The 15,087-nt window shown below is 67.5% G+C and carries 14 protein-coding genes and 1 tRNA gene; 3 read left to right on the top strand and 12 right to left on the bottom strand.

Features of this window, described 5'->3' with window-relative positions; all coding sequences use genetic code 11:
• Positions 1–26: 26 nt before the first annotated feature.
• A tRNA-Gly gene (locus EZE58_RS15400) sits at positions 27–99 on the bottom strand.
• Between the two features lie 125 nt (positions 100–224).
• On the opposite strand from EZE58_RS15400, the gene EZE58_RS15395 reads away from it, so the two are divergent.
• Positions 225–713 (top strand): PGPGW domain-containing protein, encoded by a 489-nt coding sequence (locus tag EZE58_RS15395; RefSeq protein WP_240941347.1) that lies wholly within the window; start codon positions 225–227, stop codon positions 711–713.
• A 174-nt stretch (positions 714–887) separates the two neighbouring features.
• Here EZE58_RS15395 and zapE read toward each other — a convergent pair whose 3' ends face one another.
• The 8 genes from zapE to hrcA form a co-directional block, all read right to left on the bottom strand.
• Positions 888–1,901 (bottom strand): cell division protein ZapE, encoded by a 1,014-nt coding sequence (gene zapE / locus EZE58_RS15390; protein WP_095375507.1) that lies wholly within the window; start codon positions 1,899–1,901, stop codon positions 888–890.
• 97 nt (positions 1,902–1,998) lie between these two features.
• Complete coding sequence (era, locus tag EZE58_RS15385) at positions 1,999–2,934, bottom strand: GTPase Era (RefSeq protein WP_095375506.1); 936 nt, start codon at positions 2,932–2,934, stop codon at positions 1,999–2,001.
• Position 2,935: 1 nt separating this feature from the next.
• A complete protein-coding gene (locus tag EZE58_RS15380; RefSeq protein ID WP_009377116.1) occupies positions 2,936–4,204 on the bottom strand; it encodes a hemolysin family protein in 1,269 nt (422 codons plus the stop codon).
• Between the two features lie 3 nt (positions 4,205–4,207).
• On the bottom strand, positions 4,208–4,696 hold the full coding sequence (gene ybeY, locus EZE58_RS15375; protein WP_095375505.1) for an rRNA maturation RNase YbeY: 489 nt from the start codon (positions 4,694–4,696) through the stop codon (positions 4,208–4,210).
• Positions 4,693–5,712, bottom strand: a complete 1,020-nt coding sequence (locus EZE58_RS15370; protein ID WP_009377114.1) for a PhoH family protein — start codon at positions 5,710–5,712, stop codon at positions 4,693–4,695. The genes ybeY and EZE58_RS15370 overlap by 4 nt, the downstream gene beginning before the upstream one ends.
• Positions 5,713–5,777: 65 nt before the next feature.
• Positions 5,778–6,560 (bottom strand): 16S rRNA (uracil(1498)-N(3))-methyltransferase, encoded by a 783-nt coding sequence (locus tag EZE58_RS15365; protein ID WP_009377113.1) that lies wholly within the window; start codon positions 6,558–6,560, stop codon positions 5,778–5,780.
• Complete coding sequence (gene dnaJ, locus EZE58_RS15360; protein WP_009377112.1) at positions 6,557–7,669, bottom strand: molecular chaperone DnaJ; 1,113 nt, start codon at positions 7,667–7,669, stop codon at positions 6,557–6,559. The genes EZE58_RS15365 and dnaJ overlap by 4 nt, the downstream gene beginning before the upstream one ends.
• A gap of 101 nt (positions 7,670–7,770) precedes the next feature.
• Positions 7,771–8,823: a heat-inducible transcriptional repressor HrcA gene (gene hrcA, locus EZE58_RS15355; RefSeq protein WP_009377111.1), complete on the bottom strand. Its 1,053-nt coding sequence runs from the start codon at positions 8,821–8,823 to the stop codon at positions 7,771–7,773.
• Positions 8,824–8,959: 136 nt separating this feature from the next.
• Here hrcA and EZE58_RS15350 point away from each other — a divergent pair, with 136 nt between their 5' ends.
• A complete protein-coding gene (locus EZE58_RS15350; protein ID WP_040341487.1) occupies positions 8,960–9,817 on the top strand; it encodes a DUF3097 domain-containing protein in 858 nt (285 codons plus the stop codon).
• A gap of 194 nt (positions 9,818–10,011) precedes the next feature.
• On the top strand, positions 10,012–10,809 hold the full coding sequence (locus tag EZE58_RS15345) for a DUF4870 domain-containing protein (RefSeq protein ID WP_009377109.1): 798 nt from the start codon (positions 10,012–10,014) through the stop codon (positions 10,807–10,809).
• Positions 10,810–10,885: 76 nt separating this feature from the next.
• On the opposite strand, the gene EZE58_RS15340 is transcribed toward EZE58_RS15345, so the two are convergent.
• From EZE58_RS15340 to lepA, 3 genes are all read right to left on the bottom strand, one after another.
• Positions 10,886–11,530, bottom strand: coding sequence for a hypothetical protein (locus tag EZE58_RS15340; RefSeq protein ID WP_131247771.1), 645 nt, complete (start codon positions 11,528–11,530; stop codon positions 10,886–10,888).
• A 436-nt stretch (positions 11,531–11,966) separates the two neighbouring features.
• Positions 11,967–13,196, bottom strand: a complete 1,230-nt coding sequence (gene hemW / locus EZE58_RS15335; protein WP_009377107.1) for a radical SAM family heme chaperone HemW — start codon at positions 13,194–13,196, stop codon at positions 11,967–11,969.
• Entirely contained in the window at positions 13,197–15,065 is a 1,869-nt protein-coding gene (lepA, locus tag EZE58_RS15330) for a translation elongation factor 4 (RefSeq protein WP_081590978.1), read from the bottom strand.
• Positions 15,066–15,087: the final 22 nt, after the last annotated feature.

Genomic DNA, 15,087 nt, shown 5'->3' with positions numbered 1-15,087 from the left:
GCCAAGGCAGTGCCATGACGCCTCCGAGCGGATGACGGGACTCGAACCCGCGACCCTCACCTTGGCAAGGTGATGCTCTACCAACTGAGCCACATCCGCGTTTCGCTGCCCGGTTTCCCTGGCAACGAGATATAACTCTATACGCAGCCGGGCACGGACGCAAAATCCAAACGCGGTGATCGTCGTCACAGATCCGAATCAAGCTTTCAGACTCCTCGGGTTGAATGGCTGACGTGAATGAGCGACCCCCTGACAAGCGGCCAGCGGGCTGGCTGTCGCGCCATCACAAGCACGGCCGGCCCTCCTGGCGTCGGTTCCGTCTGGGGTTCCTGCGCTGGCGGATGAGCGTGACCGCGAACCCGCACGCGGCTCGGCTCTACAGGTTCCTCGTCGGCGGAGTCGGCTCGCTCATCGTCGTCATCGGGCTCATCCTCGTCCCCCTGCCCGGCCCCGGGTGGCTCATCGTCATCATCGGCCTCTTCGTCATCTCGACCGAGTTCCACTGGGCCAGACACCTGCTCCACTTCGTCCGCGTGCGCGTCGAGGCGTGGACGCACTGGATCATGCGCCAGCCACTGTGGGTGCGCTGGGCGGTCGGCGCTCTCACCGCGGCCTTCGTCGCCTGCGTCGTCTGGCTGGTGCTGCGTCTCATCGGCATCCCCGACTGGGTGCCCCACTTCGGCGGGGTCTTCGAGGCCCTCGACCTCCGCTGAGGGAGGAATCCAGACACGGCGGTCGAGGTCGTCGACCGGAGGCGTCCGCCCTCGGACCTCCACCCAGCCCGGAATCCAACCAGAAGTGGTCGAAGAACCGAGGAGAATCGACCGATTCGGGCAGAATGCCTCGTTTCTTCGACCACTTCTGGAAGTGAGGGAAGGGAGAAGGGCCTACTCCGGGGAGGAGAGCGCAGTGAGGCGCGAGAGGCAGCGCATGTACTTCTTCCGGTACCCGCCGGACAGGGATTCCTCGGTGAAGACCCGATCAAGGCGCTCACCGGAGTTGATGATGCGCACATCCCTGTCGTAGAGGCGGTCGACGAGCGCGACGAAGCGCAGCGCCACGCTCTCATTGTCGATCGTGTGGACGTTCTTCCACACGGCGGCGTCGATGCCGTCGACCATCCTCCCGTACTTCGAAGGATGGACGGTCGCGAGATGCTCGAGCAGAGTGCTGAAGTCATCGCGGGCGACCACTCCGGGCAGCTCGGCGGCAGCCGCATCGAGTTCGGCCGGCGTCAGCGGTTCAGCCGGGGCGGTGAGCCCGCGGTGCCGGTAGTCCTGACCGTCGATCCGGTAGACCTCGAACTGGTCGGCCAGGGCCTGGATCTCCCGGAGGAAGTCCTGCGCGGCGAAGCGTCCCTCCCCGAGCGATCCCGGGAGGGTGTTCGACGTCGCGATGATCTTCACCCCGGCGTCGGTGAGCTCGCGCATGAGCCGGGACATGAGCACCGTATCGCCGGGATCGTCGAGTTCGAACTCATCGACGCACACGAGCTTCATCTGCTTGAGGTCGTCACGGGCCCGGACGAAGCCGAGCGCCCCGACGAGGTTGGTGTACTCGACGAAGGTGCCGAAGGTCGCCGGCTTCTCGTTCGCGTGCCACGCCGAGGCGAGAAGGTGGGTCTTGCCGACGCCGTAGCCGCCGTCGAGGTAGACGCCCTTGGGACCGTCCTTGCCCTTGGAGAAGAGCTTTCCGAAGAACCCCTTCGACCGGTCATCGGCGACGAACTCCTCGAGCTTGGCCCGCGCCTCGGCCTGCGACGGCTCGTTGGGGTCGGTCCGGTAGCTCGCGAACGACACGTCCTCGAACTGCGGGGGCGGGACGAGTCCGGCGATGAGTTCGTCGGGGGCGACGGTGGGATTGCGCTCGCTCAGCGAGGTGAGGGTCTGCTCGGCATTCACCCGCCCTAGTCTATTGCAGGGCACGTTCGGGCCGGCATGACCCCTGACACACCGGGCGACGGCCCGAGGCAGCGACAAGCGGCCCGCACGCCCGGCCTCAGGTGAAGTCGAAGCCGAGGCGTCCGAGCTGTTTGGGATCGCGCTGCCAGTCCTTGGCGACCTTGACGTGGAGGTCGAGGAAGACCTTCGTGCCGAGCAGCGCCTCGATGCCGCGGCGCGACTCCGAGCCGATCTCCTTGAGCCGCTTCCCGCCCTTGCCGATGATGATCGCCTTCTGACTGGGGCGTTCGACGTAGAGGTTGACGTGGACGTTCCACAGCGGGTTGTCCTCGCTGCGGCCCTCCCGAGGGTACATCTCCTCGACCTGGACGGCGAGCGAGTGCGGCAGCTCATCGCGGACGCCTTCGAGGGCGGCCTCGCGGACGAGTTCGGCGATCATCACCTCTTCGGGTTCGTCGGTGAGCTCGCCTTCGGGGTAGAGCGGCGGGGACACCGGCAGGTAGCTCGAGAGCACCTGATCGACGGTCTCGACCTGGAAGCCGTCGACGGCGGAGACGGGGATGACGTCGGCGAAGTCGGCGAGTTCGCTCACGGCCAGGAGCGCCTCGGCGACCTTGTCCTGACTCACGGTGTCGACCTTCGTCACGAGGGCGACGATCGGGGTCCGTCCGTCGAGGAGGGCGAGCTGGGAGGCGATGTAGCGGTCGCCGGGTCCGATGGGCTCGTCGGCGGGCAGGCAGAAGCCGATGACGTCGACCTCGCTCAGGGTCGCGACGACGAGGTCGTTGAGCCGGGAGCCGAGCAGGGTCCGGGGCTTATGCAGGCCCGGGGTGTCGACGATGATGAGCTGATGGTCGTCCTTGTGGACGATCCCGCGGATCGTGTGGCGCGTCGTCTGGGGCTTCGCCGAGGTGATCGCCACCTTCTCGCCCACGAGCGCGTTCGTCAGCGTCGACTTGCCCGTGTTCGGGCGGCCGACGAAGCACGCGAAGCCCGCCCGGAAGTCCTCGGGGTAGTCCGTGCGAAAGTCCATCTCAGCTCTCTTCCTCAGGTGTGTCGACCCGTGTCACCGTGACGTGGGCGATGCGGTGGCGGCGGCCCTGGCCTTCGAGCGCGGTGAGGCGCAGACCGGCGATCTCGGCGCTCGAGCCGGCGATGGGCACGCGCCCGATGAGCTTCGTGAGCAGACCGCCGACGCTGGTGACGTCGTCGACGTCGATGCGCACGTCGAAGTACTCGGCGAAGTCGGTGATCGACATCCGCGTGCTCACGAGGTAAGTGCCGTCGTCGGCCTCGACGAGGTCCTCATCGACGGCATCGTATTCGTCGTCGATCTCGCCGACGATCTCCTCGACGATGTCCTCGATCGTCACGAGTCCCGCGGTGCCGCCGTACTCGTCGATGAGGATCGCCAGATGCGTCGACTCGATCTGCATCTGCCGCAGCAGGTCGTCGGCCGGCTTCGTCTCCGGGACGAAGAGGACGCTGCGGGCGAGCGTGTTGACCGGACGCTCGGCGTCCTCCGGATGCTGATGGAGCCGCCGGGCGACGTCCTTGAGGTAGGCGACACCTTCGATGTCGTCGAGGTCCTCTCCGCTGATGGGAATCCGGGAGAACCCGGAGCGGAGGAAGAGGTTCATCACCTTGTTGAGCGGAGTGCCCGAGGTGACGGTGACGAGGTCGGTGCGCGGGACCATGACCTGCTTCGCCGAGGTCTCCGAGAGCATGAACACCGACTGGATCATGTCGCGTTCGCCGTCCTCGATGATGTCGGACTCGCTCGCCCTTTCGACGAGGTCGCGCAGCTGATCCGAGGTGACGAAGGGTCCGTCCTTGTAGACCTTGTCCGGGGTGAGCAGGTTGCCCAGCCACACGAGGACCTTCGTCAGGGGACGGAGGACGACTAGGAGGAAGGTGACGATCCCGCTCAGTCCCAGGCTCACTCCCAGCGAACGGCGACGCCCGATCGTGCGCGGGGAGACCCCGGCGACGACGAAGACGGCGATCGAGGAGGTGAGCACGGTGAGGACGACCATGAGCGGACCGACCGAGTAGAGCGAGTCGTAGGCCAGCGCGATGAACACGGTCGCGAGCGCCTCGAGGAAGAGGCGGACGAAGATGATGACGTTGATGTTCGTCGGCAGGTCGGCGAGGATCCGCTCGACCCGCACCGCCGAGGCCTTGCCCTCGTCCTTCGCGTCCTGGATCGCGTGGTGGGAGACGCTGAGCAGCGCCGCGTCGACGGCCGCCAGCGTCGCCGAGAAGATGAGGCAGAGCAGCGCCGCGAGGAAGAACCAGAGCACGGCTCAGACCTCGGTCGGCGTCGGGATGTCCGTCCGGCCGTCGTAGCGGGCGGCGAAGAACGTCAGCAGCAGGTGGCGCTGGAGGGCGAACATCGCCTCCCGCTCCTCCGGCTCCCCGTGGTCGTAGCCGAGGAGGTGGAGGAATCCGTGGACGGTGAGGAGGAGGATCTCATCCATCGCCGAATGGCCCGCCGCTGCGGCCTGCTTCGCGGCCACGGCCGGGCAGATGATGATGTCGCCCATCTGGCCCTCGGTCGGGGCGTCGGCGCGACCCTGGCTGAGCTGGTCCATCGGGAACGACATGACGTCGGTGGGCCCCTCGAGGTCCATCCATGTGACGTGGAGTTCGGACATCGCCGCCTCGTCGACCATCGTCACCGACAGTTCCGCCCCGGGGTGCATGTGCAGCGCCTCGCCGAGGTATTCGGTCAGCGCCACGACCTCGTCGAGGTCGACCTCGTCCTCGGTCTCGTTGGCGATCTCGGTGTTCACTTCGCGTTCCCCCACAGGTCGTAGGCGTCGACGATCTTCGTCACCAGCGAATGCCGCACGACGTCCTTGCTGCCGAGCTGGCAGAAGGCGAGGTCGTCGATGTCGGCGAGGATCTTCTGGACGACCTTGAGTCCGCTCTTCGTGTTCCCGGGCAGGTCGATCTGCGAGACGTCGCCGGTGACGACCATCCGGGAGCCGAAGCCGAGCCGCGTGAGGAACATCTTCATCTGCTCGCCCGTCGTGTTCTGGGCCTCGTCGAGGACGATGAAGGCGTCATTGAGGGTGCGCCCGCGCATGTAGGCGAGCGGGGCGACCTCGATCGTGCCCGTCTCGATGAGCATCGGGATCGACTCGGGGTCGACCATGTCGTGGAGGGCGTCGTAGAGGGGGCGGACGTACGGGTCGATCTTCTCCCCCAGCGTGCCCGGAAGGAATCCGAGGCGCTCCCCGGCTTCGACGGCCGGGCGGGTGAGGATGATCCGTGAGACGTCCTTGTTCTGGAGGGCGTTGACGGCCATGGCCATCGCCAGATAGGTCTTGCCCGTGCCCGCCGGGCCGATGCCGAAGGTGATCGTGTTGTTCCGGATCGCCTTGACGTAGTCGTGCTGGCCCATCGTCTTCGGGCGGATCGACTTCCCTCGGGTCGAGAGGATGTTCGTGCCCATCACCGCCGAGGCCGCCTTGCCCTCGGAGGAGAACGAGGCGACGCGGTCGATCGTCTCCTCATCGATGCGATGGCCCGACTGGTGGAGCTTCTTCAGCTCACCGATGACGGTGACGAACGAGCTCACCTGGTCGGGATCGCCGGCGGCCTGGAGCTGGTTGCCGCGCAGGTGGAGGTCGAGTCCGGAGAAGACCCTCTCGAGCGTGCGGAGGTTCGCCTCTCCGGGGCCGAAGAACTCGACGAGGTCGATCGAGTCCGGGATGACGAGGCGGACGGTCTCCGAGGACGCCGAGTCCGCTGCGGTCGATGAATCGGTGGAGGTGTCCAGAATGGTCCTTCGTTCGTAGGTCACTCAGGCGGAGCGTCGCGCGCTCACCCGAGGTGAGGACAGGTCAGCTTCTATCGTAGTCCGGTTCGTCACCAGCGGCCCAGGGAATTCTGCGCGAGGACGAGTCCGGCCGGTCCCGCCGAGGAGGACCGGAGGACGGTGTCGCCGAGGACGACGGTGCGCGCCCCGATCCCCTGCAGGGCCTCGAGCTCGGCCTCGGTGATCCCGCCTTCGGGTCCGACGATGAGGACGATGCGCTCGGTGCTGCCCGCATCGAGGTCCCGCAGCTGCGCGGTCAGGCGGGTCGCCGCGGCTTCGTGGAGGACGAAGATCGCCTCCCCACCCGGGTCGGCTGCAGCGGAATCCCCGGTCCCCTCGCCGAGGCGGTGGGCCAGTCCCGTGCCGCGTGCGAGCTCCCCGAGGACGGGGAAGCGCGAGCGCCGCGACTGGAGGGAGGCCGCGGTGAGGAGGTTCTCCCATTTCGCGGCCATCTTCGCGGCCTTCTTCGCCGGCCAATCGGCGATCGAGCGTTCGGCCGCCCATGGGATGACCTCGTCGACGCCGATCTCGGTGGCCGCCTCGATCGCCTGGAGGTCGCGGTCGCCCTTCGCAAGCGCCTGGACGAGGACGAGCCGAGGTCCGTGCTCGGGAGTCCGGGTGACCTCGGTGACGTCGAGGACGAGTGCAGTCGCCGAGGCGGTGCTCACGGTTCCGCGGGCGCGGACCCCGTGCCCGTCGACGACGTCGATCTCCTCGCCGGGGCCGATCCGGCGCACGCGCACGGCGTGCCCGGCGACGTCCTCACCGAGCGTGAGCGCGGAACCGGCGACCGCCTCGGCGGCCTGCGGGGAATGGAAGACCGGGAGGCTCACCGACCGGCGAACTTCTCACGCATGCGGGAGAACATGCCGCGGTTCTCGGTCGTGATCTGCGCGCGCGGTGTCTCCTCGCCGCGGACCGTCGCGAGTCGGGCGAGCAGCTCCCGCTGTTCGTCGTCGAGCCTGTCGGGCGTGGTGACCTCGACGGTGATGAGGAGGTCCCCGCGGGTCTCGGTCCGCAGGCGGGTCGCGCCGAGGCCCGGAAGCCTGACGACCGTGCCCGACTGAGTGCCGGGTTCGATGTCGAGGTCCTGGGTGCCGTCGAAGGTCTCGAACGGGATGCGGGCGCCGAGCGCCGCCGCCGTCATGGGCACCGAGACGGCAGCGCGGAGGTTGTCGCCGTCGCGGCGGAAGACCTCATGGCGGGTGACCATGACCTCGACGAAGAGGTCACCGGCGGGACCGCCGCCAGGCCCGACCTCGCCCTGGGCGGAAAGCTGGATGCGCGTGCCGTCGGAGACTCCGGCGGGGATGCGGATCTTCATCGTCCGCTGCTTGCGCACGCGTCCGTCGCCCTGGCAGTTGAGGCAGGGGTGCGGGATGACGGTGCCGAAGCCGTGGCACTGGTTGCACGTCTGGTTCGTCACCATCTGACCGAGCAGGGTGCGGGTCATCCGCTGGATGCTGCCGGAGCCGTGGCACAGCGAGCACGTCTCGATCGAGGTGCCGTCCTGGGTGCCGGCGCCGCTGCACGTCTCGCACACGACCGCAGTGGTGACGTCGAGGTCGACGGTGCCGCCGAAGGCCGCGGTGCGCAGGTCGATGTTGACGCCGACGAGGGCATCCTTGCCGCGCTGGGTGCGCGGGATCGGCCCGCCGGCGGAGCCGCCCCCGCCGCCGAAGAAGGTCTCGAAGATGTCGCCGAAGCCGCCGAAGCCGCCGGTCGGGAAACCCTGACCGTTCTCGCCGCCGCCCATGTCGTAGTTGCGGCGCTTCTGCGGATCGGAGAGGACCTCGTAGGCGAGTGAGATCGACTTGAATTCCTCGTCGTAGCCGGGGTTGACGTCGGGGTGGTACTTCCGGGCCAGCTTGAGGTACGACTTCTTGATCTCAGCCGCCGAAGCGTCCTTGGACACTCCGAGTGTTTCGTAGTGATCGGCCACTGAAACTTCTCTCTCCCTGATGGTGATCGTGGTGTGTGGAACTGTCTGTCAGGTGGGACTGTCTGGGGCGACGGGCGCTGCGCCCGCCGGTGAGGCCTCGCCTATCCCCGTTCGAGGGCGGAGGACACGTATTTGGCGACGGCGCGCACGGCCGAGATCGTCGTCGGATAGTCCATGCGGGTCGGACCGAGCACGGCGAGGCGGGCCGAGGATCCTGCCACATGACCATATTCGGCGGCGACGACGGATGTCGAGCTGAAGGACTCGTGAGTGTTCTCACGGCCGATGCGGACACTGATCTCGGCGTGGTCCTCGGCCATCGAGGTGAGCAGTTTGAGGAGGACGACCTGCTCCTCGAAGGCCTCGAGGATCGGGGCCATCTGCTCGCCGAACTCCTTGCCCGAGCGGGCGAGGTTCGCGGTGCCGGCCATGATGATCCGCTCTTCGCGGGTCGCGGCGACAAGGTCGATGACGGCGTCGCGGAGGCGGGCGAACGTCGCCTCTCCCCCGGGGACTTCGGCCATGCCCTCGGCAGGGGCGTGATCCGACTCCGCCGCTCCGGCGGCCTCGCCGAGGTCGATGCGTGAGAGCTTCCGGCCGGCGAACTCGGCGTTGATCCGCTCACGGATGCGGGCGAGATCCTCCTCATCGACCGCCTCGGCGAGGCCGACGATCTTCTGCTCGACCTGGCCCGCGTCGGTGATGAGGACGACGAGGATCCGGCCGGCGGCGAGACCGACGACCTCGATGTGCTTGACCCTGGCCTGCGAGACCATGGGGTACTGGATGAGCGCGACCTGGTGCGTGAGCCCGGCGAGGAGGCGGACCGTGCGGTCGAGCATCCCGTCGAGGTCGGATTCGCTTTCGACGAGCTGGATGATCGCGCGGCGCTCGGCGGCGCTGAGCGGTTTGAATTCGTCGATGCGGTCGACGAACATGCGGTAGCCGAGGTCGGTGGGGATGCGCCCCGCCGAGGTGTGCGGCTGGGCGATGTATCCCTCGGCCTCGAGCTGGGCCATGTCGTTGCGGATCGTCGCGGGCGACACCCCGAGGGTGTGCCGCTGCACGATCGCCTTCGACCCCACGGGTTCGTTCGTGGCCACGAAGTCTTCGACGATCGCACGGAGCACCTGCGCGCGCCTGCTGTCGTTCATCCGACTCCTCCCGGAATTTGGCACTCGAATAGTCCGAGTGCCAATTCTACGCCTCTTCTCCGGTGAATTCACTTTCCGCCGCCCCACCCGCGGGTCAGCGCGGATCGGCCCTGCGCATTCACTACGCTGGTGGGCTGTGAATGCCTTTGATCGCTATGGTTCGGACGTGCTCTCCGGTTCGTCGCCGTCCTCGCACCGGCCCAAGAAGTCCCGCCCCGTCGAGGTCGGCCTCGGCATGGTGCTCGAAGACGCGATGAGCGGTTTCGTCGGCGCCGTCGTCGGTGCCGAGAAGACGACGGGCGGCGTCGTCGTCAAACTCGAGGACCGCCGCGGCGCTGTCCGGTCATTTCCGCTCGGCCCCGGCTTCCTCCTCGAGGGCGAGCCTGTCGACCTTCGCCTGCCCAAGCGCAAGCCGGCTGCCCCCGGTCGTACAGCCTCGGGCTCACGTGCCGTGGTCGGCGCGAAGGCGCGGGTGGCCAGGGGGTCGCGGATCTGGGTCGAGGGCAAGCACGACGCCGAGCTCGTCGAGAAGATCTGGGGCGACGACCTGCGGATCGAAGGCGTCGTCGTCGAACCCCTCGGCGGACTCGACGACGTCGCCGACAAGCTCGCCGAGTTCGGCCCGGACCGGCAGCATCGGGTCGGGATCCTCGCCGACCATCTCGTCTCCGGGACGAAGGAGTCGAAGATCGCCGAGGCGGTCCGCTCCGATCCGCGCTACCGCGACGTCGTCCACATCATCGGCCACCCGTACGTCGACATCTGGCAGGCGGTCAAGCCGCACGTCGTCGGCATCGCCGCATGGCCGACCGTCCCGCGCGGAGAGGACTGGAAGACGGGGATACTGCGCCGCATCGGCTGGCCGCACGCCGATCACAAGGACGTCGCCGCCGGATGGGTGCGGATCCTCAGGTCCGTGAGCACGATCGCCGATGTCGAGCCGACGCTCTCGGGCCGGGTCGAGGAGCTCATCGACTTCGTCACCGTGGACTGAGGGGTCTGAGTTCGCTGCGGGGCTGCGTGGACTGAGGTCGCTGCGGGGACTGAGGTCGCTGCGGTTTCGACTCCGAGGCAGTCGCAAGGGCCCGGCTCCGAGGCAGTTGTGACGAACTTGGAACGCCGCTCCCACCCTTCGGCTGGGGCCGCTGGTCTAGGGTGGAAGTGCAGAAGCTTCTCGAAAGGACCCTCATGTCGAACTCCCCGCAGCCTCCGAACGGAGAGCCGAACCAGTCGCGTCCGATGCCTCCGAACTACACCCAGGCGTCCGGACCCCAGCAGCCCTACAGCCAGCAGCCGCAGCAGAACTCCGGTTCGCAGCAGCAGTACGACTCCCAGCAGAACTCCGGTTCGCAGCAGGGCTACGGTCAGCAGGGTTATGGCTCCCAGCAGAACCAGTATGGCAGCCAGCCGCAGAGCTACGGCGGCCAGCAGCAGCACGGTTCCCAGCAGAACTACGGCGCTCAGCAGTACGGCTCGCAGCAGGGCTATGGCCAGCAGTACGGCGGCCAGCAGAACTACGGCGGCCAGCAGTACGGCGTCCAGCCCGCGATGCACGCCAACCCCGCGATGTTCGACTCCGCCAACCTGCCCGAGTCCGCGTACGGTCCGGGCTCCGAGCGCTTCTGGAACGCCACCGACTCCGAGCGGACCACCGCGCTGTGGACGAACATCGGGTCGCTCTTCGTCGGCTTCCTCCCGCTCATCATGTTCCTCGTGAAGAAGGACGAGTCGCCCTTCGTCCGCGACTACGCCCGCCAGGGCACGAACGCGTGGATCACGAACATGATCGCCACGTTCGCCGCCTCGATCGTCCTCGGCATCATCGGCACCATCCTCGCGTTCGTGACGATGGGCTTCGGATTCCTCATCGTCTACTTCGCGTTCCTCATCCCGCTCGTCTACGCGGTCATTTACATCATCGCCGCCGTGGCTGCGAACAAGGGCGAGGGCTACAAGTTCCCGCTGACGATCAACTTCATCAAGTGATCAGCTGCGGCCATTGAGCCGCCGACTCTCGGACCCGCCGTCTGCGCATCTGCGCAGGCGGCGGTCCTGTTTCGGCTCACCGTGAGAATCGCCTGTTCCGGCGGTGGACGAACCACGCCGACGAACGCGGGAGGAAGGCGAAGACAAGACTGGCCGTCGCGAAGATCTGAAACCCTGCGGTGAGAACCGGACTGAACGGAGTGAGGACGAAGAGTGAGGCGACGAGAGCGATGAGCGCCACCCATTTGGCGTGACCGCGCCCCACGAGCACTCTCCACGCATAGATGCAGAACGCCGCGATGACCACGAGCCCCACAATGATGCCGAAGGCGACGAGGGCGTCCGCCAGGCCCGTTGAGATGTCGGCAGCGGCGTTGACCGGTTCGACGCCGGTCGTGTCCCCGATGCCGCGCAGCATCCAGCCGAACGACCTCAGTGTGCGTCCACCGGTGACTGCCATCGAGATGATCGCGAGGACGATGAACAACGGCGCGATGAGCCCGAGGACAGCAGCGGTGCGGATCTCCCACGGCCGACTCGGGCGGCCGTGCCCCTCGCCGGGAAGTCGACTCGAGACCGCATACATGTCCCTGCCGTGACGCCATGCGGTCGTCGAGGCCGCCGCAGTCGTGTGTGCCGCGGCGCGTCCTTTCGCTGCCGCCGCCCGTGAAGCGCTTCCCGCCGCCGCGCGTCCCCGCTTCCAGAGGTCGGACCGTTGCACGGACTCAGCAGCCGTCGCCGCTGCGCCCACGGCATCTCTGCCCAGACGCCTGAGGTCTGCCGTCCCCGACGGCCGCCGGGACGAGTGCCGCCGGGGTCTCGAGCGCGGAGGCGGCCCGGATGCCTGCGGCGGGAGGTAAGACGGAGGCGGTGCTGGCGACTCCGGAACAGGCGGCTGGCCTCCACGCGGATCAACGCCGGGCGGGCGGGAATCAGAACCCCGGTCCGCATTCGCTCCAGGCACAGCAGAGTCCTGTCGGCCGTGTCGGTCATCTTCGGGCTGAGGGTTCGACATCGTCCACCTCGCTTGCTCCGCACCGTCGGGGGTCCACGAAAGGTACACCACATCATCCACGATAGGTGTAGTCAGTCTAGCAGGAGCCCTCCGACGAACGCAGGCCGTTTCCGCACGTCATCGTCGGGCGTCATGGTGGGCGTCACCGTACGTAGTCGGTGAGCACCCTGACCATATGGTCGGCCATGAGCCGGCCCTGGAGCGTCGGGGAGAACCGGCCGTCGGCGACCGCCGCGGCGTCGAGAAGTCCCTGCTTGACGAAGGTGCGGATCGCCGCCTCGCTGCCGAGGCCCAGCGAATCGAGGGGCAGCTCGGAGTCGATGCGGGCGGCGAGCATGATCCGCTCGATCTCGCGCGTCGTCTCCGAGAGCACCTCCCGTCCGATCGCCGGGGAGTGACCGGCGAGGAGCCTGTCCGACCAGGCGCGGGGATGCTTGGCGTTCCAGAACCGGACTCCCCCGACGTGGGAGTGCGCACCCGGGCCGAAGCCCCACCAGTCGGCACCCCGCCAATACGCCATGTTGTGCTCACAGCGGGTGTCCGGGTTCTTCGACCAGTTGCTCACCTCGTACCAGCGCAGACCGGCAGCGGCCATGGCCGCATCGGCGATCTCGTACTTGTCGGCGAGGTCGTCCTCATCGGGCATGGGCAGCTGCCCGCGACGAACCATCGCCCCCATCTTCGTGCCCGGCTCGACGATGAGCGAGTACGCGGAGATGTGGTCGACGTCATTGGCCAGCGCCGAGTCGAGGGAGGCACGCCAGTCGTCGATCGACTCCCCCGGTGTGCCGTAGATGAGGTCGAGGCTGAGCTCGAGCCCGGCCTCCTTGACCCAACGCGCGACATCCGGGATCTTCAGCGGATCGTGCGTGCGATCGAGGGTTGCGAGCACGTGCGGGACCGCCGACTGCATGCCCACGGAGATGCGGGTGAAGCCGGCGGCGGCCAGCGTGTCGAGATAGGCGGGACTGAGGGTGTCCGGGTTCGCCTCGGTCGTCACCTCGACATCGGAGGCCAGCCGGTAGCGGGAGCGGATGTCGGAAAGGACACCGGCGAGCACCTCGGCGGGAAGGATCGTCGGGGTGCCCCCGCCGAAGAAGATCGTCCCGACCTCACGATTGCCCGCCCCCGCCTCGGCGAGGACACGGGTCGAGAGATCGAGCTCCCGGGAGATCATCTCCCGGTAGTCGTCGCGGTTGGCACCCGGTCCGAGTTCGTCGGCGGTGTAGGTGTTGAAGTCGCAGTAGCCGCAGCGCACGCGGCAGTAGGGTACGTGGACGTAGAGGCTCAGCCGCTCGCCGTTCCCGGTCCCCGCCGAGGCGGGAAGGGAGCCGTCGAGCGGTGGGATCTCACCGATCGGCTGTTCCGGCACCTACTTCTTGGCGTCCTTCTTGTCCGGTTCGTCCGAGGACAGGGCCGCGATGAAGGCCTCCTGCGGCACCTCGACGCTGCCGACCATCTTCATCCGCTTCTTGCCCTCCTTCTGCTTCTCGAGCAGCTTGCGCTTGCGGCTGATGTCGCCGCCGTAGCACTTCGAGAGCACGTCCTTGCGGATCGCGCGGATGGTCTCACGGGCGATGATGCGCGAGCCGATGGCGGCCTGGATAGGGACCTCGAACTGCTGGCGCGGGATGAGTCCGCGCAGCTTGCCGGCCATGAGCACCCCGTACGAGTACGCCTTGTCGCGGTGGACGATCGCGGAGAACGCGTCGACCTGATCGCCGTGGAGGAGGATGTCGACCTTGACGAGGTCGGCGCCGTCCATGCCGTCGTCGGCGTAGTCGAGGGAGGCGTAGCCTTTCGTCCGGGACTTGAGCTGGTCGAAGAAGTCGAAGACGATCTCGGCCAGCGGCAGGCGGTAGCGGATCTCGACGCGGTCCGAGGACAGGTAGTCCATGCCCTGGAGCTTGCCGCGGCGGTCCTGGCAGAGTTCCATGACCGCGCCGATGTAGTCGCTCGGGGTGAGGATCGTCGCCTTGACCATCGGCTCGCGGACCTCGCGGATCTTGCCGGTCGGGAACTCCGAGGGGTTCGTCACGACGACCTCGGAGCGGTCCTCGAGGGTGACGTCGTAGATGACGCTCGGGGCGGTCGAGATGAGGTCGAGGTCGAACTCGCGCTCAAGGCGCTCGCGGACGATCTCGAGGTGGAGGAGGCCAAGGAACCCGCAGCGGAAGCCGAAGCCGAGCGCCGTCGAGTTCTCCGGTTCGTAGACGAGGGCGGCGTCGTTGAGCTTGAGCTTGTCGAGCGCGTCGCGCAGCGCCGGGTAGTCGGAGCCGTCGATGGGGAAGAGCCCGGAGAAGACCATCGGCTTGGGCTCCTCGTAGCCGGCCAGGGGCTCCTCGGCCGGGGCTGCGGTCGCGGTGACCGTGTCGCCGACCTTCGACTGGCGGACGTCCTTGACACCGGTGATGAGGTAGCCGACCTCGCCGACGCCGAGTCCCTTCGTCGCGATCGGCTCCGGGGAGGACACACCGATCTCGAGGAGTTCGTGAGTCGTGCCCGTCGACATCATCGTCACCTTCTGCCTCGGCGACAGTGCGCCGTCGACGACGCGGACGTAGGTGACGACACCCCGGTAGGTGTCGTAGACGGAGTCGAAGATCATCGCCCGCGCCGGCGCATCGGCGTCGCCGACGGGCGCGGGGATGTCGGTGATGATCCGGTCGAGGACGCCTTCGACGCCCTCACCGGTCTTGCCGGAGACCCGCAGGACGTCGTCGGGGTCGACGCCGATGAGGTTCGCGAGCTCCTCGGCGTACTTGTCCGGCTGCGCGGCCGGCAGGTCGATCTTGTTGAGCACCGGGATGATCGTCAGCTCGTTCTCCATCGCGAGGTAGAGGTTCGCGAGCGTCTGGGCCTCGATGCCCTGCGCGGAGTCGACGAGGAGGAGCGCGCCCTCACAGGCGGCGAGCGACCGGGAGACCTCGTAGCTGAAGTCGACGTGGCCGGGGGTGTCGATCATGTTGAGTGCGTACGGGGTGCCGTCGGTCTCCCACGGCATGCGCACGGCCTGGGATTTGATGGTGATGCCGCGTTCGCGTTCTATGTCCATCCGGTCGAGGTACTGCGCGCGCATGTCGCGCGGCTGGACGACGCCGGTGATCTGGAGCATCCGGTCGGCGAGCGTCGACTTCCCGTGGTCGATGTGGGCGATGATGCAGAAATTGCGGATCAACTCGGGTGAGGTCGCGGACGGTGTGATCCGCTGGAGTGCTTGTGGCGACACCTGAGGTGACATGAACGCCCTTTCTTCAATTCGT

The organism is Brevibacterium sp. LS14 (assembly GCF_012027885.1).
Taxonomy (GTDB): domain Bacteria; phylum Actinomycetota; class Actinomycetes; order Actinomycetales; family Brevibacteriaceae; genus Brevibacterium; species Brevibacterium casei.
This window is presented reverse-complemented; position numbering and strand designations above follow the sequence as displayed.